This window comes from Nocardioides sp. NPDC101246, assembly GCF_044767415.1.
In the GTDB taxonomy this organism is placed as follows: Bacteria; Actinomycetota; Actinomycetes; order Propionibacteriales; family Nocardioidaceae; genus Nocardioides.
Genome location: NZ_JBIWNX010000001.1, coordinates 139,305 through 158,767, shown reverse-complemented (window position 1 = coordinate 158,767; position 19,463 = coordinate 139,305). Strand labels below are relative to the sequence as shown.

The 19,463-nt window shown below is 69.7% G+C and carries 16 protein-coding genes; 14 read left to right on the top strand and 2 right to left on the bottom strand.

Going from position 1 to position 19,463, the window contains the following annotated elements; all coding sequences use genetic code 11:
- Window positions 1-119: 119 nt before the first annotated feature.
- Both ACIRON_RS00700 and ACIRON_RS00695 read left to right on the top strand, forming a co-directional pair.
- On the top strand, window positions 120-1,010 hold the full coding sequence (locus tag ACIRON_RS00700; RefSeq protein ID WP_402987601.1) for a dimethylarginine dimethylaminohydrolase family protein: 891 nt from the start codon (window positions 120-122) through the stop codon (window positions 1,008-1,010).
- Window positions 1,011-1,021: 11 nt separating this feature from the next.
- Window positions 1,022-2,101, top strand: a complete 1,080-nt coding sequence (locus ACIRON_RS00695) for a histidinol-phosphate transaminase (RefSeq protein ID WP_402987598.1) — start codon at window positions 1,022-1,024, stop codon at window positions 2,099-2,101.
- 85 nt (window positions 2,102-2,186) lie between these two features.
- Here the strand turns inward: ACIRON_RS00695 and ACIRON_RS00690 are convergent, their stop codons facing one another.
- Window positions 2,187-2,888, bottom strand: coding sequence for a hypothetical protein (locus ACIRON_RS00690; RefSeq protein ID WP_402987595.1), 702 nt, complete (start codon window positions 2,886-2,888; stop codon window positions 2,187-2,189).
- A 474-nt stretch (window positions 2,889-3,362) separates the two neighbouring features.
- Here ACIRON_RS00690 and ACIRON_RS00685 point away from each other — a divergent pair, with 474 nt between their 5' ends.
- The 7 genes from ACIRON_RS00685 to ACIRON_RS00655 are packed head-to-tail and all read left to right on the top strand — an operon-like array spanning window position 3,363 to window position 13,141.
- Window positions 3,363-6,689: a DUF2126 domain-containing protein gene (locus tag ACIRON_RS00685; RefSeq protein WP_402987592.1), complete on the top strand. Its 3,327-nt coding sequence runs from the start codon at window positions 3,363-3,365 to the stop codon at window positions 6,687-6,689.
- Window positions 6,686-9,154, top strand: coding sequence for a circularly permuted type 2 ATP-grasp protein (locus ACIRON_RS00680; protein WP_402987589.1), 2,469 nt, complete (start codon window positions 6,686-6,688; stop codon window positions 9,152-9,154). Before ACIRON_RS00685 ends, ACIRON_RS00680 begins: the two co-directional genes overlap by 4 nt.
- 15 nt (window positions 9,155-9,169) lie before the next feature.
- Window positions 9,170-9,754, top strand: a complete 585-nt coding sequence (locus ACIRON_RS00675) for a hypothetical protein (protein ID WP_402987586.1) — start codon at window positions 9,170-9,172, stop codon at window positions 9,752-9,754.
- Window positions 9,751-10,650: a transglutaminase N-terminal domain-containing protein gene (locus ACIRON_RS00670; RefSeq protein ID WP_402987583.1), complete on the top strand. Its 900-nt coding sequence runs from the start codon at window positions 9,751-9,753 to the stop codon at window positions 10,648-10,650. The genes ACIRON_RS00675 and ACIRON_RS00670 overlap by 4 nt, the downstream gene beginning before the upstream one ends.
- Window positions 10,651-10,666: 16 nt before the next feature.
- Window positions 10,667-11,137 (top strand): hypothetical protein, encoded by a 471-nt coding sequence (locus ACIRON_RS00665; RefSeq protein ID WP_402987580.1) that lies wholly within the window; start codon window positions 10,667-10,669, stop codon window positions 11,135-11,137.
- A 19-nt stretch (window positions 11,138-11,156) separates the two neighbouring features.
- On the top strand, window positions 11,157-12,170 hold the full coding sequence (locus ACIRON_RS00660) for a putative zinc-binding metallopeptidase (protein WP_402987577.1): 1,014 nt from the start codon (window positions 11,157-11,159) through the stop codon (window positions 12,168-12,170).
- Between the two features lie 5 nt (window positions 12,171-12,175).
- Window positions 12,176-13,141: a glutathione S-transferase family protein gene (locus ACIRON_RS00655; RefSeq protein WP_402987574.1), complete on the top strand. Its 966-nt coding sequence runs from the start codon at window positions 12,176-12,178 to the stop codon at window positions 13,139-13,141.
- Here the strand turns inward: ACIRON_RS00655 and ACIRON_RS00650 are convergent.
- Complete coding sequence (locus ACIRON_RS00650) at window positions 13,138-13,737, bottom strand: hypothetical protein (protein WP_402987571.1); 600 nt, start codon at window positions 13,735-13,737, stop codon at window positions 13,138-13,140. The two genes, ACIRON_RS00655 and ACIRON_RS00650, sit on opposite strands and share 4 nt — an antisense overlap.
- 152 nt (window positions 13,738-13,889) lie before the next feature.
- Between ACIRON_RS00650 and ACIRON_RS00645 the strand changes: the two genes are divergently transcribed.
- The 5 genes from ACIRON_RS00645 (at window position 13,890) to ACIRON_RS00625 (ending at window position 19,417) form a co-directional block, all read left to right on the top strand.
- Window positions 13,890-15,242, top strand: a complete 1,353-nt coding sequence (locus ACIRON_RS00645) for an alpha/beta hydrolase family protein (protein ID WP_402987569.1) — start codon at window positions 13,890-13,892, stop codon at window positions 15,240-15,242.
- Complete coding sequence (locus tag ACIRON_RS00640) at window positions 15,242-15,820, top strand: DUF3237 domain-containing protein (protein WP_402987566.1); 579 nt, start codon at window positions 15,242-15,244, stop codon at window positions 15,818-15,820. Before ACIRON_RS00645 ends, ACIRON_RS00640 begins: the two co-directional genes overlap by 1 nt.
- Window positions 15,821-16,005: 185 nt before the next feature.
- On the top strand, window positions 16,006-17,142 hold the full coding sequence (pdhA, locus tag ACIRON_RS00635; protein ID WP_402987563.1) for a pyruvate dehydrogenase (acetyl-transferring) E1 component subunit alpha: 1,137 nt from the start codon (window positions 16,006-16,008) through the stop codon (window positions 17,140-17,142).
- Complete coding sequence (locus ACIRON_RS00630; RefSeq protein WP_402987561.1) at window positions 17,139-18,116, top strand: alpha-ketoacid dehydrogenase subunit beta; 978 nt, start codon at window positions 17,139-17,141, stop codon at window positions 18,114-18,116. Before pdhA ends, ACIRON_RS00630 begins: the two co-directional genes overlap by 4 nt.
- Window positions 18,110-19,417, top strand: coding sequence for a dihydrolipoamide acetyltransferase family protein (locus ACIRON_RS00625; RefSeq protein WP_402987558.1), 1,308 nt, complete (start codon window positions 18,110-18,112; stop codon window positions 19,415-19,417). Before ACIRON_RS00630 ends, ACIRON_RS00625 begins: the two co-directional genes overlap by 7 nt.
- The last annotated feature ends 46 nt before the right edge of the window (window positions 19,418-19,463 follow it).

Here is a 19,463-nt window from a genome sequence, read left to right as displayed (position 1 = left end):
TTGTCCTATCTGCGCGCTGTCTTCCGGTGCTGACCGTCCATGCCCTAACCTATCCCTACCCGATTGTCTGACAATCAGGCAATCGGACGATCCGACGATCTGACCCGAGAGGGGTATACGTGAGCACATCGCTGAGCTGGGGCCGTCACTACCTGATGACCGAGCCGACGCACTACCGCATCGACTACGCCATCAACCCGTTCATGGACACCGAGATCCAGCCGGATCCCGTCCGTGCTCGCACGCAGTGGGACACCCTGAAGGCGACCATCGAGGAGCTCGGTGGCCGCGTCGACGTCATCGCGCCGCGAGCGGACAGCCCCGACATGGTCTACGCGATGAACCTCGGGTTCGCGGCCACCCTCGCGGACGGCCGGAGCCACGTGCTCCTCTCCCACATGCGCTTCCCCGAGCGCCGCAACGAGACGAATTCCGCGGTCGAGTGGTTCGCCGCGAACGGCTGGGGGACGGCGTACGTCGGCAAGGACGGGGTCGGACCGACCTTCGAGGCGGGTGACGTCTTCCCGTTCGCCGGTCACCTGATCGCCGGCACCGGGCCGCGAACCGACGAGATGGCGCTGAAGACCCTGGCGACCGAGATGGGTGTGCGCGTCCTGGGCGTGCGGACGACCCACTCGGGGATGTACCACCTCGACCTGGCCTTCTGCCCGCTCGACGAGCGCCGCGCGATCATCTGCCCGGACGCGCTCGCTCCCGAGTCGGCGCAGGCGCTCGTCGACCTGGTCCCCGAGCCGCTGTTCATCACCGAGGAGGAGGCGCTCAGCACCTTCGCCGCCAACTCGATCGTGATCGGCCGCACCATCGTGATGCCGTCCTGCCCGGACCGCATCCGGCCGATCCTCGAAGGCTGGGGCTTCACGATCCGGATCGTCGAGATGAGCGAGCTCCACCTCGGTGGCGGGTCGGTCCGCTGCGTCACCAACCCGCTCGACATCGTGGTCGGCCGCGACGTCCCCGTGGTTTACGGGGGCGAGGTCATCCCGACCTAGGATCTCACGATATGAGCACCCCACAGCCCCGTCCCAGTGTTGCCGCTATGCCTGCGTACGTCGCGGGCAAGCCGCCGGTCGAGCGGCCCGGCCTGGTGACCTACAAGCTCTCCTCGAACGAGAACCCGTTCGAGCCCCTCGGCGGCGTCCTCGAGGTCGCCGCCGAGGCGGCCGGCCGGGTCAACCGCTACCCGGACGCGGGCAGCACCGAGCTCTACGACGCGCTCGCCAAGGCCTACGGCGTGCCCGCCGAGGAGCTCGCGCTGTCGACGGGGGCTGTGGCGCTCATCTTCCAGCTGGTCTCGGCCTACTGCGGTCCCGAGGACGAGGTCGTCTTCGCCTGGCGCAGCTTCGAGGCCTACCCGATCGCGGTGCTCGCGGCCGGCGCGACCGCGGTGAAGGTGCCGGTCATCGACGGTGGTCGGCACGACCTCGACGCGATGGCGGCGGCCATCACGGAGCGTACGAAGGTCGTCTTCGTCTGCACCCCCAACAACCCCACCGGCACCTCGGTCACCCAGACCGAGCTCGACGCCTTCCTCGCGAAGGTGCCCGAGCACGTGCTGGTCGTGGTCGACGAGGCCTACGCCGAGTTCGTCCGGATGGACGACGCCGTCGACGGCATCGCCACCTACCGCGGCCGGTCGAACGTCGTCGTGCTGCGTACGTTCTCCAAGGCCTACGGGCTCGCCGGCTTCCGGGTCGGCTACGCCTTCGCCCCCGCGCCGATCGCCGCCATCCTGCGGGCGATGGCGCTGCCCTTCGGTGTCAACGTGGTCGCCCAGGCCGCCGGTGTCGCCTCGCTCGAGCGGCAGGTCGAGCTGTTGGCGCGCGTCGACGACGTGGTGACCGAGCGGGCCCGCGTGGTCGAGGGCGTACGCGCCGCCGGCTGGGACATCCCCGACGCGCAGGGCAACTTCGTCTGGTTCGCCTTCGAGTCGGCCGAACGCTGCGCCGAGTTCGCCGCGGCCGCCGACGAGGTCGGCCTGATGGTCCGTCCCTACCCGCCCGAGGGCGTACGCGTCTCGATCGGCGAGGCCGAGGCCAACACGCGCCTCATCGAGCTCGCGGGTTCGTTCCCGAAGGACTGAGAGCCGGCGTCGCTCGGCCCAATAGCAGAGGTCCAACAGCATCGATGCTGCTGGACCTCTGCTATTCGTGTGCGGGTGGATGCCTCTACGGCAGCGGGAGCTTCCCGAGGATCGAGCTGAGCAGGTCGGTCAGGATCGGGCCGACGACCGGGAGGCTGTTGACGATGCCCAGCAGGCTGTCGGTGACGCCGGGGAGCTCGGGAACGCCGGGCACGCCGGGGACTTCGGGGATCGGAACGTCCGGGATCGGAACGTCGGGGATCGGAACGTCCGGTACGGGAACATCCGGCACGGGAACATCCGGGACCGGAACGTCTGCGGCAGGAGCGTCCGCGGCAGGAACGTCCGGAGTCTCCGGGATCCCGGGGCCGTCCGGGACGTCCGGAACGTCAGGGACCGGTGTGTCGGGAACGTCAGGTGTTTCCGGAACGTCGGGTACGTCAGGAACGTCCGGGGTCTCCGGGGTGCCGGGTACGTCCGGGGTCTCCGGAACATCCGGGGTGCCCGGAACATCCGGGGTCTCCGGAACATCCGGGGTGCCGGGTACGTCCGGAGTCTCCGGCACATCCGGGGTGCCCGGGACGTCCGGGGTGCCCGGGACGTCCGGGGTGTCGGGGACGTCCGGAGTGTCCGGAACGTCGGGAACGTCGGGAATCGGAGTGCCCGGGGTGCCGGGGACCGGAGGGTCAGGGATTGGTGGTGGAACAGGGCTGGCCATGACGGGTGCGGCGACCGTGGCCAGTGCGAGTCCAGCGACGACAGCGGCGATTCGAGTCCGAGAATTCACGAAATCTCCTTATGTTTGCTCTAAGGTCGTGCCGAATGAATCCTGAAGCGAATTGAAGCATCAAGTCAAGAACTTTCTTGAACTTATTGATTGCTATTCCTTCGGCCGAATCAGTGGCGTAAACTCGTCTGATCGCAATTCGCGAAACGTGAAGATTGAACTTCATCGCAAACGGGGCCAAACGGAGTCTTGGCAGGTGAAACACCCCGGGTTCCGCGGTTTTCGTCGGAATAGGTCGTTGCGATATCGGTTCTCGACGCCGATAGTGGTGGCGCGTTTCCGCAATTACCCCGTGGGGTAATAGGGCCGGGATGAAACGCGTTTACCACTCCATGGAATTCGATCCCATAGGGTCTTCGTCGTGGTAGCCATTCCCATTCGATAGGGCGTGAAGTCGAGATCGGATCCGGGATGCGCGGCGCCGACCCGGCGGTTCGTTACCCCGGGGCAACCTGGATCGGTCAGGCTTGGCCCATGTCGATCAAGGTCGCGCTCGAGCATCGGACCACCTACGAGTTCGCGCAGCCGGTGGGGGTTGGCCCGCACGTCGTACGCCTGCGCCCGGCGCCACACACCCGGACCCCGATCGAGGCCTACTCGCTCTCGGTGACGCCGGCGGCGCACTTCATCAACTGGCAGCAGGACCCGTTCGGCAACTGGCTCGCGCGACTGGTCTTCCCGGAGAAGACCGACAAGCTCGAGGTCACCGTGGGGCTGGTCGCCGACATGGTGGTGATCAACCCGTTCGACTTCTTCGTGGAGGAGTACGCCGAGACCTTCCCCTTCGACTACGAGCCGCAGCTGAAGGCCGACCTGGCGCCGTACCTTCGCGACGTCGAGTCGGCGACGGCGGCTGACGCCTGGCGGCAGCGGCTGCCGGCCGTGCCCGAGGACGGCCTCCGCACCGTCGACTTCCTGGCGAGTGTCAACCAGGCGGTCAACGCGGACGTCGCCTACTCGGTGCGGATGGAGCCGGGCGTACAGACTCCCGACGAGACCCTGCGCCTGGGCATCGGATCGTGCCGCGACTCGGCGTGGCTGCTGGTTTCCGTGCTGCGTCAGTACGGCCTCGCGGCCCGGTTCGTCTCCGGATATCTGGTGCAGCTGGCCGCCGACCAGGAGTCGCTCGACGGCCCCTCCGGCCCGACCGAGGACTTCACCGACCTGCACGCATGGTGCGAGGTCTTCGTCCCCGGAGCCGGCTGGATCGGGCTCGACCCGACCTCGGCCCTGTTCGCGGGTGAGGGCCACATCCCGCTCTCGGCGACCCCGCACCCGTCCTCCGCGGCTCCGATCGAGGGCGCCACCGACCCGGTCGAGGTCACCTTCTCCTTCGCCAACGAGGTCACCCGGATCCACGAGGACCCTCGGGTGACGCTGCCCTACACCGAGCAGGAGTGGGCCCGCATCGACGCTCTCGGCGAGGCCGTCGACCGGCGTCTCCAGGCCGAGGACGTCGAGCTGACCGTGGGCGGCGAGCCCACCTTCGTCTCCTTGGATGACCAGACCTCCGCGCAGTGGAACACCGACGCCGACGGTCCGCACAAGCGAGAGCTCGCCGCTGACCTGGCCGAACGACTGCGCCAGGTCTATGGCCAGGGCGGCATCGTCCACCGCGGCCAGGGCAAGTGGTACCCCGGCGAGCCCCTCCCGCGCTGGAACATCGACCTGCAGTGGCGTACGGACGGCGAGCCCCTCTGGGCCGACCCCACCCTCTTCGCCGACCCCTGGCCCCCCGCCGAAACCGCAGAAGTGGAGGCCGAGACTGCAGAAGTGGGCGACGAAAGTAGAGTCTCGTCGCCCACAACTACAGATTCGGCCGCCACAACTACAGATTCGGCGAAGGTTGTCACCGACGGCATCCAGAGGATCCTCGGGCTTCCCGAAGAGCAGGTGCTTCCTGCGTACGAGGATCCGCTGGCGAAGATCGCCCAGGAGGTACGCCGACCGGCGGGGCCGAAGCCGGACGACGCCGCGAACCGCGGCGACCTGAATGTCACCGAGCTCGACAAGGAGGTCACCGAGCCGGTCGGCTGGGTGATCCCGATCAACACCAACGACGGCGAGTGGACGAGCCCGCAGTGGCGGTTCCGGCGCGGACGGCTGGTGCTGGCGCCGGGGACGTCGGCGGTCGGGCTGCGGCTGCCGCTGGACTCGATCTCCTGGCACGACCCGGAGTTCCAGGGCGAGCCGTCCTACCTGACCGCGGGGGAGCCGCTGGACCCCGAGATCCCGCGCGTCACCGTCACCGACCCCGACGAGGCGCCGACCACCGCGCTCGCGATCGAGGAGCGCGACGGGCTGGTCCATGTGTTCCTCCCGCCGACCGACCGGCTGGACGACTACGCCTCTCTGCTCCGGGTGATCGAGCAGGCAGTGACCGAGGCAGGTACGCAGGTGGTGCTCGAGGGCTACGGCCCGCCGCCCGACGCGCGCCTCGCCCGGCTGACGGTCACCCCCGACCCGGGCGTGATCGAGGTCAACGTCCAGCCGACCGCGAGCTGGGCGGAGCAGCGCGAGCTGATCACGACGCTCTACGAGCAGGCCAGACAGGTCCGCCTGTCGACGGAGAAGTTCGACCTCGACGGCCTCCACACCGGCACCGGTGGCGGCAACCACCTGACCCTGGGCGGCCGGACCCCGGAGCGCAGCCCCCTGCTCCGCCGACCCGACCTGCTGGCCAGCCTGATCCGCTACTGGCAGCGTCATCCCTCCCTCTCCTACCTCTTCTCCGGCCGCTTCATCGGCCCGACCAGCCAGGCGCCGAGGTTCGACGAGGGCCGCCCGGAGGCGGTCTACGAGATGGAGATCGCTCTCCAGGAGGTTGCCCGGATCACCCGTGAGGACCCCGAACCCCGTCCGTGGATGATCGACCGCGCGCTGCGCCACCTGCTCACCGACCTGACCGGCAACACCCACCGCGCCGAGTTCTGCATCGACAAGCTCTACTCCCCGGACTCCTCCCGCGGACGCCTCGGCCTCCTCGAGCTCCGCGGCTTCGAGATGCCGCCGCACCCGCAGATGGCGCTCCTCCAGTCGCTCCTGGTCAGGAGCCTGGTCGCCTGGTTCTGGGAGGAGCCGTACGAGGCGCCCCTCATCCGCCACGGAAGCGCCCTCCACGAGGACTTCCTGCTCCCGCAGGGGTGCCTGCGCGATATCGAGGAGGTCGTCGCCGACCTGCGCCGCCACGGGATCCCGTTCGAGTCGCAGTGGCTGGCGGCGTACGCGGAGTTCCGCTTTCCGCGGATCGGGTTCGCGCGCGTAGGGGACGTCGAGCTCGAGCTGCGGCAGGCGATCGAGCCGTGGAACGTGCTCGGGGAGGAGGCGACCGGCACCGGGACGGCTCGCTACGTCGACTCCTCGGTCGAGCGGGTCCAGATCTCGGCGACAGGGATCGACCTCGACCGGCAGCTGGTGACGTGTCAGGGTGTTCCGGTGCCGTTGACCCCGACCTCCGTCCCGGAGACGTTCTATGCCGGTGTCCGGTTCAAGGCATGGAGCCCGTGGTCGAGCCTGCACCCGAGCATCGACACCCAGGCACCGCTGCACTTCGACGTCGTCGACATCGCCTCCGAGACCAGCCTCGGCGGCGCGACCTACCACGTCGTGCACCCGGGCGGCCGCAGCTACGACCACCCGCCGGTGAACGCCAACGAGGCCGAGGCGCGCCGCGCGAGCAGGTTCGAGGCGCGCGGCCACACCTCCGGCCGGCTGGACGTCGCGGAGATGCGCGAGCGCGCGGCCCGGGCCACCACTCCCGACAACCCGCACACCCTGGACCTCCGACGGGTGGTGCGGTGACCGTCCTTCGCGAGTACGCCGACGCCCTCGGCCTCCTCGACGCGACCGACCAGCCCTACGACGAGGTCGTCGGGCCCGACGGCACCCTGCGCCCGGCATGGAAGCCGATGGCGGAGAAGGCCGTCTCGATCACGCCGGCCACGCTGAGCCGGATCGGCCACGACGTCGAGCGGTTCCTCGCCGACGACGGAGTCACCTACCTGCGCCCCGGCGCCAAGCCCGAGCCCTGGCGGCTCGACCCGGTGCCGCTCGTGATCGACCCCGCGCAGTGGCGCATCCTCGAGGTCGGGCTCGCCCAGCGCGCCGAGCTGCTCAACGCGATCCTCGTCGACCTCTACGGCCCCCAGCGTCTCCTGGCCGACGGAATCGTCCCGGCCGCGGTGGTCTTCGGCCACCACGGCTTCCATCGCGTCGCCGCCCGTGCCAGCAACCACGACCCGCGACCGCTCGTCCTGGCCGCCACCGACCTCGGCCGGACCCCCGACGGTGAGTGGCGGGTGCTCGCCGATCGCACCCAGGCGCCGAGCGGGATCGGCTACGCGATGGAGAACCGTCGCGTCATCAGCCGGGTGCTGCCCGAGCTCCACCGCGATGCCGGGCTGCACCGGATGGAGCCCTACTTCGCGGCCCTGCGGTCCGCCCTCCTCGAGTCCGCACCCGGGGACCAGGCCGACCCGCGGGTCGTCGTCCTGTCCCCGGGCACCCACTCAGAAACCGCCTATGACCAGGCATTTCTCGCCTCTACCCTGGGCTTCCCGCTGGTCCAGGGAGCCGACCTGACCGTCCGCAACGGCGAAGTCCTGATGCGTGGCCACGGTGACCGGCTGGAGCGGGTCGACGTCATCCTGCGTCGCGTCGACGCGACCTGGTCCGACCCCCTCGAGCTCCGCGGCGACAGCCAGCTCGGCGTGGCCGGCCTGATCGAGGCCGTACGCCGCGGCAACGTCCGCGTGGTCAACGGGTTCGGTGCCGGCGTACTCGAGAACCCGGGGCTCGTCCCCTATCTCCCCGCTGCCTGCGAGGCCCTGCTCGGGGAGCCGTTGCGGCTGGCCTCGCTCGGCACGTGGTGGTGTGGCGACCCGGCCCAGCGCGAGGAGGTCGAGCGGCGCCTGGCAGCGGACGACCTGGTGGTGCGGACGCTGGAAGGGACGATCGTCGACGGAACGCCCGAGGAGCTGGGCGCCAGGATCGCGGCCGATCCCTACCGCTACGTCGGGCAGGAGAGGATCACGCTCTCCCAGGCGCCGACCTGGGCCGAAGGGCGCGGCGCGATCGGCCGGCCGCTGACGCTGCGTACGTTCTCGCTCCGCTACGGCTCGGCCTACCGCCCGCTGGTCGGCGGATTGGCCTCGATCAGGGCCGACGAGACCGGGCTGCCGCCGTGCAGCAAGGACGTCTGGGTGCTCAAGGAGTCCCCGCAGGACGCCGACCAGGGCCTGGCCGACGTGCTGCCGATGACCCACACGCGCTCGGTCACGGTGCTCGTCCCGCGAGCGCTCGAGGACATGTACTGGTCGGGTCGCTACGCGGAGCGTGCCGAGGACCTCATCCGGCTCATCCTGGCCACGCACGTGCTCGCCGAAGACTTCAGGACCAGGCCGCGTACGTCCGGCGGTATCAGCCTCGAGGTGATGCTCAGCGCGCTCGACCGGCTGGGCGGGTACGGCCCGGCGGATGCCGATATCGACGCCGAGTTCCGGTCCCTGCTGCTGGACGCCGACCGGCCGGGGTCGGCGGCGCAGTCGCTGGCCGCGATGCGGCAGGCCTTCAGCGGCGTACGCGACCAGCTCAGTCCCGACATGTGGCGGATCTTCTCCTCGACCGACCGAGCCGCCGACGACCTCCGGGTCAACCCGCACTCCCACCAGATCGCCGAGTCGGGGGCCGAGATGCTGCACGGCATCCTGGCGATGCAGGGGATCGTGGCGAGCATGATCCGCGACGAGGGCTACCACTCGATCCGGCTGGGACGGTTCCTGGAGCGGTCGATGCAGGTCTGCCACCTGCTCCGCGCGACGACCACGGTGCGGCGAGGACTCGAGGTCGACCGGGCCGTGCTCAACGCGGTCCTCGCCTCCGCCGAGTCCGCGGTCACCCACCGCCGTCGCTACCGGGGCTACGTACGCACCGGGGGAGTCCTCGACCTGCTGATCATGGACCGCGACAACCCGCGCTCGCTCGCCTTCTGCCTGAACGAGCTGCGGCTCCACCTGACCCAGCTCCCCGGTTCGACCGGCTCCTCCCGCCCCGAGCGGCTCCTCGACGACATCACCGACATGCTCGACCGCACGGAGGTCGCCGGTCTCGTCGCCATCGGCGGCGTCGGCCGCCCCAACCTGGAGTCGTTCCTCGACCAGGTCCACGCCCAGCTCGTCCGCCTCGCCGAGGCCATCAGCGACGTCCACTTCGCCACCGGCCCCGCCCCCCAGCCCCTCAACGCCCTCCCGAGGCAATCGCTCACTTGAGCATAGGTTGGCGGCATGGACAGTACGTCTGATCGCGAGCACGAGAAGGGTTCCCGCAATCGGCCGCGCGGTCGACGTGTTGTCTGGGTGGGGAGACAACCTCCCGTCGAAGGCGCTCCGCCAGCACTTCCGGGGGTCGTTGTAGACGACCTGCCTGACGGCTGGACGTTCGTCTCGTGGCTCGACAAGGACGGCTGGTACTGCCCTGATGCGGTCTATGAGGTGAAGAACCTACAAGTGGTCTCCGAAGCTGAGTTCGACGACGCGGTCCGTGCCGTCCGCGGCAGTCCAGACTGGCAGGGGATCGTCCATGATGTTGTGGACGGTCCGGAGCCGTCGCCGTACGTCGTCGGCGCCTCGGTCATGTGGATCGGGCCGGTGCTCGGGGACGCCGACTGGGACCCTTCCCTCGATGTTTGGAGGCTGGCGGTGTTCGGCAGCGCATCAGGGCCGGCTCGGGGGCATCGGGGGCGAATCGTCGAGATCTCGCAGAGCGGGGCGCTTCGCGTGCGGTGGATCGACAGGGACGGCGAATTCGAGGCACGAGACTTCATCGACCCCGGCGACGTGGCGGTGGTCGGGATAGCATCCGGCGGGTGAGATACCGGGTCAGCCACACGACGACCTATTCCTACGACGAGGACGTGACGAACTCGTTCGGAATCGCCAACGTCACGCCGCGGGAACTGCCTCACCAGCATGTCGAGAAGGCCGAGGTTCAGATCACGCCGGCGCCTGCAGACCAGTCGAGTGATGTCGACTTCTACGGCAACACGGTGACGTACTTCCAGGTCCTCGAGCCGCACCAGCGGCTCGAGATCGCGGCGGTCTCCGAGGTCGAGGTCAGCACTCCGACGTACGACGAGACGAGCTTCGACCAGCCGTGGGAGCGGGCGCGGCCGCTGGTCGACCCGGGCCTTCCGGGCGCCTGGCGGGCGGCCGACCTGGCGGTGGCCTCGCCGCTCGTGGAGCACACCCAGGAGGCGTACGACTTCGGTGCCGTCTCCCTGACCGAGCAGCGACCGATCGTGGAGGCGGCGGAGAATCTGATGCACCGGATCCATGCCGGGTTCGACTACGACGACACGGCCACGACGGTCACCTCGACGATCCCGGAGATCTTCGAGGCCGAGGGTGGTGTCTGCCAGGATTTCGCCCATCTCATGTTGGCCTGTTTTCGAGCGCACGGGCTCGCGGCCCGCTATGTTTCCGGCTACCTCGCCACCACCCCTCCGCCGGGGAAGCCGCGGCTCGTCGGAGCCGATGCCTCCCATGCCTGGGTGGAGGTGTGGGTCCCGCAGATGAGCGGCGCGGGGACGGGCCAGTGGCTCGCCCTCGACCCGACCAACGACACCAGGGCCGACGATCGCTACGTGAGCGTCGCCTGGGGACGTGACTATGCCGATGTGCCTCCTGTGAAGGGGGTCATCTACACCGAAGCGACCACCTCGACCTTGACCGTCTCTGTCGATGTGGCCCCCGACCAGCAGGAGTGAAGTTACGGTGTTGCTCGTGGGACAGCCTCCGCAGCGGGCGAGCATCGTCACCCGCGGCAGCCGCTGGCGTCGCGGAGCTCGCATCTCCGGAGTGCTGGTGGTCGCCGCGGCTCTCACCGCGCTCACGCTCTGGCTGCTGGCGCGTGGCTCGACCCCGGCCGAGGTCACCCGCGAGTTCATGGAGACCACCTCGGTCGCCACCCTCTACGAGCTGGCCTCCGAGGAGGGCGACGAGCTTCTCGACGGCGGTGGCGCCCGCGCGATGATCGACGCGGCCGAGGGGAAGCGGACCTACGCCGACCCCAATCCGCGCGCGGTGAACCGGGACCTGGCCATCGGCGAGCCCGAGATATATGGCGACACCGCCCGGGTCACCGTGAGGGTCTCGTACACCGTCGAGGAGGGCTCCGTGCCGGACGAGTCGGTGGTCGTGGTCCTCGTTCGCGAGGACGGCGAGTGGCGCGTCGCGAGCTGGGGCACGGCCTGAGACGGCCGATGATGAGGGTATGGAAGCGTTCACCTGTCGGGAGTGCGGCAACCGCCTCTACTTCGAGAACTCGGCGTGCGTCTCGTGCGGCACCCGGCTCGCCTACTCCCGCGAGGAGCGCGCGATCGTCCCGGTCTCACCCGAGGGCAGGTACGTCGACAGCGACGGCTACCTCTGGTGGGTCTGCGCCAACACGCTCGAGACGGGATGCACCTGGCTGGCTCGCATCGAGGGCGGGATCTGCTTCGCCTGCGAGCTGACCCGGACCCGGCCCAACGACGCCGCGCCCGAGTTCGTCCAGCAGCAGTACTCCCTCGCCGAGCAGGCGAAACGTCACCTCGTGGTCGAGCTCGACAACCTCGGTCTGGAGATCCGGACCAAGGCCGAGGACCCCGACGAGGGGCTCACCTTCGACCTGCTGGCCAGCGACGGCGTCGCGTCCACCCCCGACGTGGTCATCGGTCACGACGGCGGCGTGATCACGATCGACCTGGCCGAGTCCGACGACGCCTACCGTGAGCACGTCCGGGCGACCCTCGACGAGCCCTACCGCACCCTGTTGGGCCACTTCCGGCACGAGGTCGGCCACTACTACGAGTGGCAACTGGTCCGAGGGCCCGAGCTGATGGGGCGGTGCACCGAGGTCTTCGGCGACGAGTCGGTCTCCTACGAGGAGGCGCTGCAGCGCCACTACTCCGAGGGACCGCCCGCGGGCTGGACCGAGGACTACATCTCGACCTACGCCACCATGCACCCCTTCGAGGACTTCGCCGAGACCTGGGCCCACTACCTGCACATCCGCGACACGCTGGGGTCCGCGGCGGCGTACGGCCTGGCCGGCCCGGTGCCTGCGGAGATGCCGTTCCGGCAGGTCGTCACCGACATCTGGGTGCCCCTCTCGGCCGCGCTGAACGTGATCAACAGGTCCATGGGCCACGACGACCTGTACCCCTTCGTCATCCCGCCGGCGGTCCTGGACAAGCTCGACTTCGTGGCCTCGTTGGTTCAAGATTCAACCCAACCCCTAGGGTGACTCCCATGGGGGAGAAGGCGACGTACATCCAGCCCGGCAACGAGTTCAACCGGGACATGAACTACATCCCGGACCGGATCACGCGAGACGCGCGGAGGCCTGAGTTCGGGCCGAGCGACGTGCCGTTGTGGCCGGTCGAGCCGGGCCGCTACCGGCTGGTCGCGGCCGCCGCCTGCCCGTGGGCCAACCGGGCGATCATCGTCCGCAACCTGCTCGGGCTCCAGGACGTCATCTCCCTCGGCCTCGCCGGCCCGACCCACGACGCCCGGTCGTGGACCTTCGACCTCGACCCCGGCGGCGTCGACCCGGTGCTCGGCATCGAGCGGCTGCAGCAGGCCTACTTCGAGCGCTACCCCGACTACCCGCGCGGCATCACGGTGCCGGCGATCGTCGAGGAGGCGTCCGGCAAGGTCCTCACCAACGACTTCCCGTGGATCACCCACGACTTCTTCCACGAGTGGACCGACTTCTTCGCCGTCGACGCGCCCGACCTGTGGCCGCGCGCGCTGCGCGAGGAGATGGACGAGGTCGACAAGCGGATCTTCACCGAGGTCAACAACGGGGTCTACCGGTGTGGCTTCGCCGGGTCCCAGGAGGCGTACGACGCGGCGTACGAGCGGCTCTTCACGACTCTCGACTGGCTCGAGGAGCGGCTCTCCGGGCAGCGCTACCTGGTCGGCGACCAGCTCACCGAGTCCGACATCCGGCTGTTCACGACGCTGGCCCGCTTCGACGCCGTCTACCACGGCCACTTCAAGTGCAACCGGCAGAAGCTCGTCGAGTTCCCCGCGCTGTGGGCCTACGCGCGCGACCTCTACCAGCGGCCCGGGATCGGCGAGACGCTCGACTTCGACCAGATCAAGCAGCACTACTACGTCGTCCACACCGACCTGAACCCCACGCGGATCGTCCCCGCCGGGCCTGATCTCTCCGGCTGGGACGAGCCGCACGGGCGCGAGTCGCTCGGCTAGTACCCGGGTCGCTGCTGCTTCCTCGCGGCTCCGACCGCGCTGAAGTAGGCCGAGGACGGCCGCAGCCACAGCAGCACCAGGATCGCGATCACCAGCAGCGGGTCGATGACCGCGAGCACGGTGCTCCCGGCCGACATCGGCATGGTGGCGCCGCCGAGGGCCGCGTTGCCGGCGAGGTTGGCGACGCTCGACAGGCTCGAGGCGAGCGAGAGCGCGCCGAAGACGGTGGCGGTGATGCGGGCCCAGTTGCGGCCCTTCCCGTTCATGACCGCCATCCAGATCCACAGGCCGAGAGCGACCAGCGAGAAGAACGCCATACCGATCTGGAAGATCGGGACGAATACGTCGGCCATCTCCTGCGCATCGATCACCGAGGGGTCGTACGTCGGCTGCTTCTCCAGCTCCGTCACCATCAGTGACTTCATCTCGGTGGTGTCCACGGCGAGGGCGACGATCGCGGAGGCGATGCTCAGAAGGCCGCCGAGCCACATCCCGTTGACGGCGTACGTCAGGCTCTTGGGCCGCTCGGTGGGCTGCGCGACGGGCTGTGCGACGGGCTGTTGGGCCGGCTGGTAGTAGCTGTACGGGTCGGACATCGTGCGCCTCCGGGCGGTCGAGGGGCGGCAACTCTAGCGATGCCCCGCGGGCGCGACCACCGAATTCCCGGGCCTCTTGACAGCGGGCGACGGCCGTCACCAGAATTAACAGGAATCCTGATAATCAGGAACCTTGTCAAAGGAGATGTCTCGTGCGCCTCACTCGTTCACTGCCCCTCGCCGCCGCGGTCTGCGCAGGCCTGGTCGCCGCACCGTTCGGCCCCGCGGCCGCCGCCGACACCGCGTCCACCACACTCACCGGGTCGCTGCCCAACGGCACGACCTGGCAGGCCGAGGTGCCGGAGAACTGGGACGGCACGACCGTGCTGTTCTCCCACGGGTTCCGGATGGGCGCCGACAACCCCGCCTGGGACAACAGCTTCGCGCCGACCGCGCAGGCGCTGGTAGACCGTGGCACGGCGGTGGTTGCCTCCTCGTACGCCACGACCGGCTGGGCCCTCGGCACCGCCGTCCAGGACCAGATCGACACGCTGAACGCCTTCGAGGCGGAGGCGGGGGACTCTGACCGGGTGATCGCGATGGGCCGGTCCATGGGCGGCCTGGTCACCAGCCTCATCGCCGAGCGTCCCGATGCCGGTGTGGACGCCGCAGTCAGCACCTGCGGCCTCGTGGGTGGAGGCGTCGCCCTCAACAACTACCAGCTCGATGCTGCGTACGCCGCGGTGCGGCTGCTCGCGCCGGAGGCCGACGTCCCGCTGGTCGGGTTCACCTCGCCCGAGGAGTCGCAGGCGACAGTCGGCACCATCGCGAAGGCGCTCGACGAGGCGGCCGACAGCCCCCAGGGGCGCGCCCGGGTCGCGCTGGTCGCGGCCCTGCTGAACACGCCGACCGAGCTCCCCGGCGTCGACCGGAGCGACCCCGAGGAGCTCGCCGCGGCCCAGGCCGAGCTGGTCCGTACGACGCTGCCCGAGGTGATCCGGCGACGCAGCGCCATCGTCAACGCGGCCGGTGGCGACAGCGGCTGGACCGCCGGCGTCGACTACCAGCGCCTGCTGCACCAGTCCGCGCAGCGGGGACAGGTCCAGGCGCTCTACCGCGGGGCCGGCCTGAACCTGAGCGCCGACCTCCGCCGCCTCACCCGCGGCGCTGACATCGAGCCCGATGCGGACGGTCTGCGCTGGATGAGCGAGACCTCGGTGCCGACCGGCGACCTCCAGGTGCCGGTGCTCGCGACCCACACCCTCGTCGACGTGCTGGCTCCGGTGGAGTACCAGGAGGAGTACGCCGAGACGATCCGCGAGGCCGGTCGGGCCCCGTTGCTGCGCCAGGCCTACGTCGACGCCGTCGGGCACTGTGCCTTCACGGTCGCGGAGAACCTCGCCGCCGTCGAGGCGGTCGAGCGCCGGCTCGACACCGGACGCTGGGGGACCGCCGCCACCGCGGAGTCGCTCGATGCGGCCGCCGAGCAGCATGGCGAGGGCCGCTACGTACGCTTCCGGCCCGCCGAGTTCGTCAACGACCGCGCCTGGGGAGGCGAGCGCTGATGGCCGGCCTCGATCGCCGCGCCGTGCTCGGTGCCGCCGGGCTGGCGGCCGGCCTGGTCGCCGCCGGGTCCTCGCCCGCTGCCGGAGCCGTCCAGGGGACCGGCAAGCCGCTCACCGATGCCGAGTTCGAGCGGCTGCTCGGCTCCGTACCCATGGACCAGGTCGGCCTCGAGCTCGCCTACGAGTCCGTCGTCGACATCGAGCCGTCGATGGCGCTCGGGACGGGGCCGTGGGGCGAGCGCTGGATGGTGCCGATCACCGGCGGCCGCTTCGCTGGCCCGCGGCTCCGGGGGACCGTGCTGCCGGGCGGTGCCGACCGGCAGGTGATGCGACGCGACGGGATCAAGCAGCTCGAGGCGCGCTATGAGCTGCGGACCGACGACGGTGCCGTCCTCGCCGTGGTCAACAACGTGATCATCGACGCCACCGAGACGCCGCGCTACGCCCGGTCCTGGTTGACGATCACCGCCCCGGACGGGCCGCACGCCTGGCTCAACCGGCGGGTTCTGGTCGGCACCCTGAACTCGCTGAAGCCGCAGCGTGACGCCGTGCTGATCCGGGTCTTCGCCGTGACCTGAGCCGGTTGCGACGGCCGCCCCGCTGGAACTGGTCGACCTGTGCCGTCGGCGGCTCGACATCTCGCGTTGATTCCGTGGGGTGGGGGACCCGAGTACCTTGGTGAGTGCCACGTGTCGCGGGTCACAAGTCCGCGTCGCGGGCGTGTGCCAGCGGTGGCAATCCCACCCCGTGTGAAGGAAGTGTGATGACTGAGTTTCTGGATCCGAGTCCCAGCCACACCGACATGGTGCAGCTGCTGAACCCCGAGGGAGAACGGGTCTCGCACCCCGACTTCGAGTTCTCACCCGACCGACCTGAGGACGAGGCCGTACGCGGCTTCTACCGCGACATGGTGCTGACCCGACGCCTCGACGTCGAGGCCACCGCCCTGCAACGCCACGGCGAGCTGGGCCTATGGGCACAGCTGCTGGGCCAGGAGGCGGCGCAGATCGGCGCGGCCCGCGCGCTCGCACCCCAGGACTTCGTCTTCCCGACCTACCGCGAGCACGGCGTGGCCTGGTGCCGCGACGTCGACCCGATGCAGCTGCTCGGGCTCTTCCGGGGCACCGACCAGGGCGGCTGGGACCCCGCCGAGCACAACTTCGGGCTCTACACGATCGTCATCGGCGCCCAGACGCTGCACGCGACCGGCTACGCGATGGGCGTGCAGATGGACGGCCTCGTCGGCACCGGCGACCCGCTGCGTGACACCGCCGTCGTGGCCCACTTCGGTGACGGTGCCTCCTCCCAGGGCGACGTCAACGAGGCGATGGTCTTCGCCGCCTCCTACAACGCCCCGGTCGTCTTCTTCTGCCAGAACAACCAGTGGGCCATCTCCGAGCCGGTCGAGCAGATGGTCAAGGTGCCGCTCTACAAGCGCGCCCAGGGCTTCGGCTTCCCCGGGATCCGCGTGGACGGCAACGACGTGCTCGCGACGTACGAGGTGATGAAATCGGCGCTCAAGCGGGCCCGTGAGGGCGGTGGGCCGACGATGATCGAGGCCTACACCTACCGGATGGGCGCCCACACGACCACCGACGACCCGACCCGCTACCGGGTCTCCGACGAGGTCGAGGCGTGGAAGCTCAAGGACCCGATCGCCCGCGTCGAGGCCTACCTGCGCCGCGGCGGCGGCGCCTCGACCTCCTTCTTCACCAAGGTGGAGGCGGAGGCTGAGGAGTTCGGCGAGCGCCTGCGCGCCGGGATCCATGCCCTGCCCGAGCCCGATCCCGTACGCCTCTTCGACAACGTCTACACCGAGCTGCCCGAGGAGCTGCGTGAGCAGCGTGACGGCTTCGCGGCGTACCTCTCCTCCTTCGAGCACGAGGGGGCCTCACGATGACGAAGATGACCTTGGCGAAGGCGCTCAACGCCGGCCTTCGACGCGCGATGGAGGACGACGACAAGGTCGTCCTGATGGGTGAGGACATCGGCCGGCTCGGCGGTGTCTTCCGGATCACCGACGGGCTGCAGAAAGACTTCGGCGAGGCGCGGGTCATCGACACCCCGCTGGCCGAGTCGGGGATCGTCGGCACGGCGGTCGGGCTCGCGCTGCGGGGCTACCGGCCGGTGGTCGAGATCCAGTTCGACGGGTTCGTCTACCCGGCCTACGACCAGATCGTGTCGCAGGTGGCGAAGTTCCACTATCGAAGTGGCGGACGGGTCGCGATGCCGATGGTCATCCGGATCCCGTTCGGCGGCGGCATCGGCGCGGTGGAGCATCATTCGGAGTCTCCCGAGGCGCAGTTCGCGCACACGCCCGGACTCAAGGTCGTGGCCTGCTCGGACCCGGTCGACGCCTACTGGATGATCCAGCAGGCGATCGCCCATCCGGACCCGGTCATCTTCCTGGAGCCGAAGCGGCTCTACCACTCGACCAAGGCCGAGATCGACGTCGACGGGTCTCCTGGTCCGCTGTTCGCCTCGCGGGTGACGCGGCCCGGCGCCGACCTGACCATGCTGGCCTACGGGCCGACCGTGAAGACCGCACTGACGGCCGCCGAGGCGGCCGCGGGGGAGGGCAAGTCGGTCGAGGTGATCGACCTGCGGACCTTGTCGCCGCTGGACATGGGTCCGGTCTTCGAGTCGGTGCAGCGCACCGGCCGGGCCGTCGTCGTCCACGAGGCCCACGTCAACCTCGGCCTCGGCGCCGAGCTCGCCGCCCGGATCACCGAGACCTGCTTCCACTCGCTGGAGGCGCCGGTCCTGCGGGTCGGCGGGTTCGACACGCCCTACCCGCCGGCCCGAGCGGAGGAGTTCTTCCTCCCCGACCTCGACCGGGTCCTCGATGCCGTCGACAGGAGCCTGGCATGGTGAACGAGTTCAAGCTGCCGGATGTCGGCGAAGGCCTCACCGAGGCTGAGATCGTCGAGTGGCACGTCGCGGTCGGGGACGTCATCAAGGTCAACGACCCCATCTGCGACATCGAGACCGCCAAGTCTGTCGTCGAGCTCCCCTCGCCCTATGCGGGCGTCGTCCAGGAGCTTCTCGTCGAGGTCGGCACCGAGGTCCAGGTCGGCACCCCGATCATCCGCATCGGCGACTCCGCCGAGACGTCAGCCTCGTCGCCCGAGGCGTCAGCCCCGCCGGCCGAGACGTCGCCGCCGTCGGTCGAGACGTCAGCTCCTGAGCAGGAGGAGACCGAGCAGCCGCTGACGCTGGTCGGCTACGGCTCCAAGGAGGACGCAGTCGTACGCCGTACCCGCACCGTCTCCGCACCGTCCGCCGCCACGGGCGCCGGCGTGCTGGCCAAGCCGACCGCCCGGAAGGTGGCACGGGATCGGGGTGTGGACCTGTCGACCGTCGTCCCGGAGCGGGAGGACGGCGTGATCACTACGGCTGACCTGGAGGCCCTGACGGGGTCTCCGGCATCGACGACCGGGCCGGTCGAGCCGGCCGCGCCGGTCGGTGGTGAGCGGCGCGAGCCGATCAAGGGCCTGCGCAAGCAGATGGGCCAGGCGATGGTCGACTCCGCGTTCACGCTGCCGCACGTGACCATCTGGACGAGCGTCGACGTGAGCGCGACGACCGAGCTGGTGGCCCGGCTCAAGGCGCGGCGCGAGTTCGCCGACGTACGGGTGTCACCGCTGCTCATCGTCGCGAAGGCGTGTCTGCTGGCGATGCGGCGTACGCCGATCGTCAACTCCTGGTGGGACGATGCCGCCCAGGAGATCGTGTTCAAGGACTACGTCAACCTCGGGATCGCCGCCGCGACGCCGCGGGGTCTGCAGGTGCCGAACGTGAAGGGCGCCGACCGGATGTCCCTGGTCGAGCTGGGCACCGCGATCAACGAGCTGACCGCGACCGCCCGCACCGGCAAGACCCCTCCGGCCGACCAGACCGGCGGCACGTTCACGATCACCAACATCGGTCCGTTCGGCATCGACGGCGGCGCCCCGATCATCAACCCGGGGGAGTCCGCGATCCTCTCCGTCGGCGCGATCAAGCGACAGCCGTGGGTGGTGGGTACCGGCGACGACGAGCGCATCGAGCCCCGCGACGTCTGCACCATCGCGCTCAGCTTCGACCACCGCCACATCGACGGCGAGGCGGGCTCGACCTACCTGTCCGACGTCGCCGCAGTCCTGTCGGATCCCGCCACCGCCCTGATGTTCTGAACCGTGTCGACGTGGGAGTTCCGGAGTCACCCAGTGACATCGGGAC

What these genes read in the sequence shown, in the direction of transcription:
- ACIRON_RS00695 (WP_402987598.1), top strand. Translation starts at nt 1,022, where the DNA reads ATGAGCACCCCACAGCCCCGTCCCAGTGTTGCCGCTATGCCTGCGTAC.
- ACIRON_RS00685 (WP_402987592.1), top strand. Translation starts at nt 3,363, where the DNA reads ATGTCGATCAAGGTCGCGCTCGAGCATCGGACCACCTACGAGTTCGCG.
- ACIRON_RS00675 (WP_402987586.1), top strand. Translation starts at nt 9,170, where the DNA reads ATGGACAGTACGTCTGATCGCGAGCACGAGAAGGGTTCCCGCAATCGG.
- ACIRON_RS00660 (WP_402987577.1), top strand. Translation starts at nt 11,157, where the DNA reads ATGGAAGCGTTCACCTGTCGGGAGTGCGGCAACCGCCTCTACTTCGAG.
- ACIRON_RS00655 (WP_402987574.1), top strand. Translation starts at nt 12,176, where the DNA reads ATGGGGGAGAAGGCGACGTACATCCAGCCCGGCAACGAGTTCAACCGG.
- ACIRON_RS00650 (WP_402987571.1), bottom strand. Translation starts at nt 13,737, where the DNA reads ATGTCCGACCCGTACAGCTACTACCAGCCGGCCCAACAGCCCGTCGCA.
- ACIRON_RS00640 (WP_402987566.1), top strand. Translation starts at nt 15,242, where the DNA reads ATGGCCGGCCTCGATCGCCGCGCCGTGCTCGGTGCCGCCGGGCTGGCG.
- pdhA (WP_402987563.1), top strand. Translation starts at nt 16,006, where the DNA reads ATGACTGAGTTTCTGGATCCGAGTCCCAGCCACACCGACATGGTGCAG.
- ACIRON_RS00630 (WP_402987561.1), top strand. Translation starts at nt 17,139, where the DNA reads ATGACGAAGATGACCTTGGCGAAGGCGCTCAACGCCGGCCTTCGACGC.
- ACIRON_RS00625 (WP_402987558.1), top strand. Translation starts at nt 18,110, where the DNA reads ATGGTGAACGAGTTCAAGCTGCCGGATGTCGGCGAAGGCCTCACCGAG.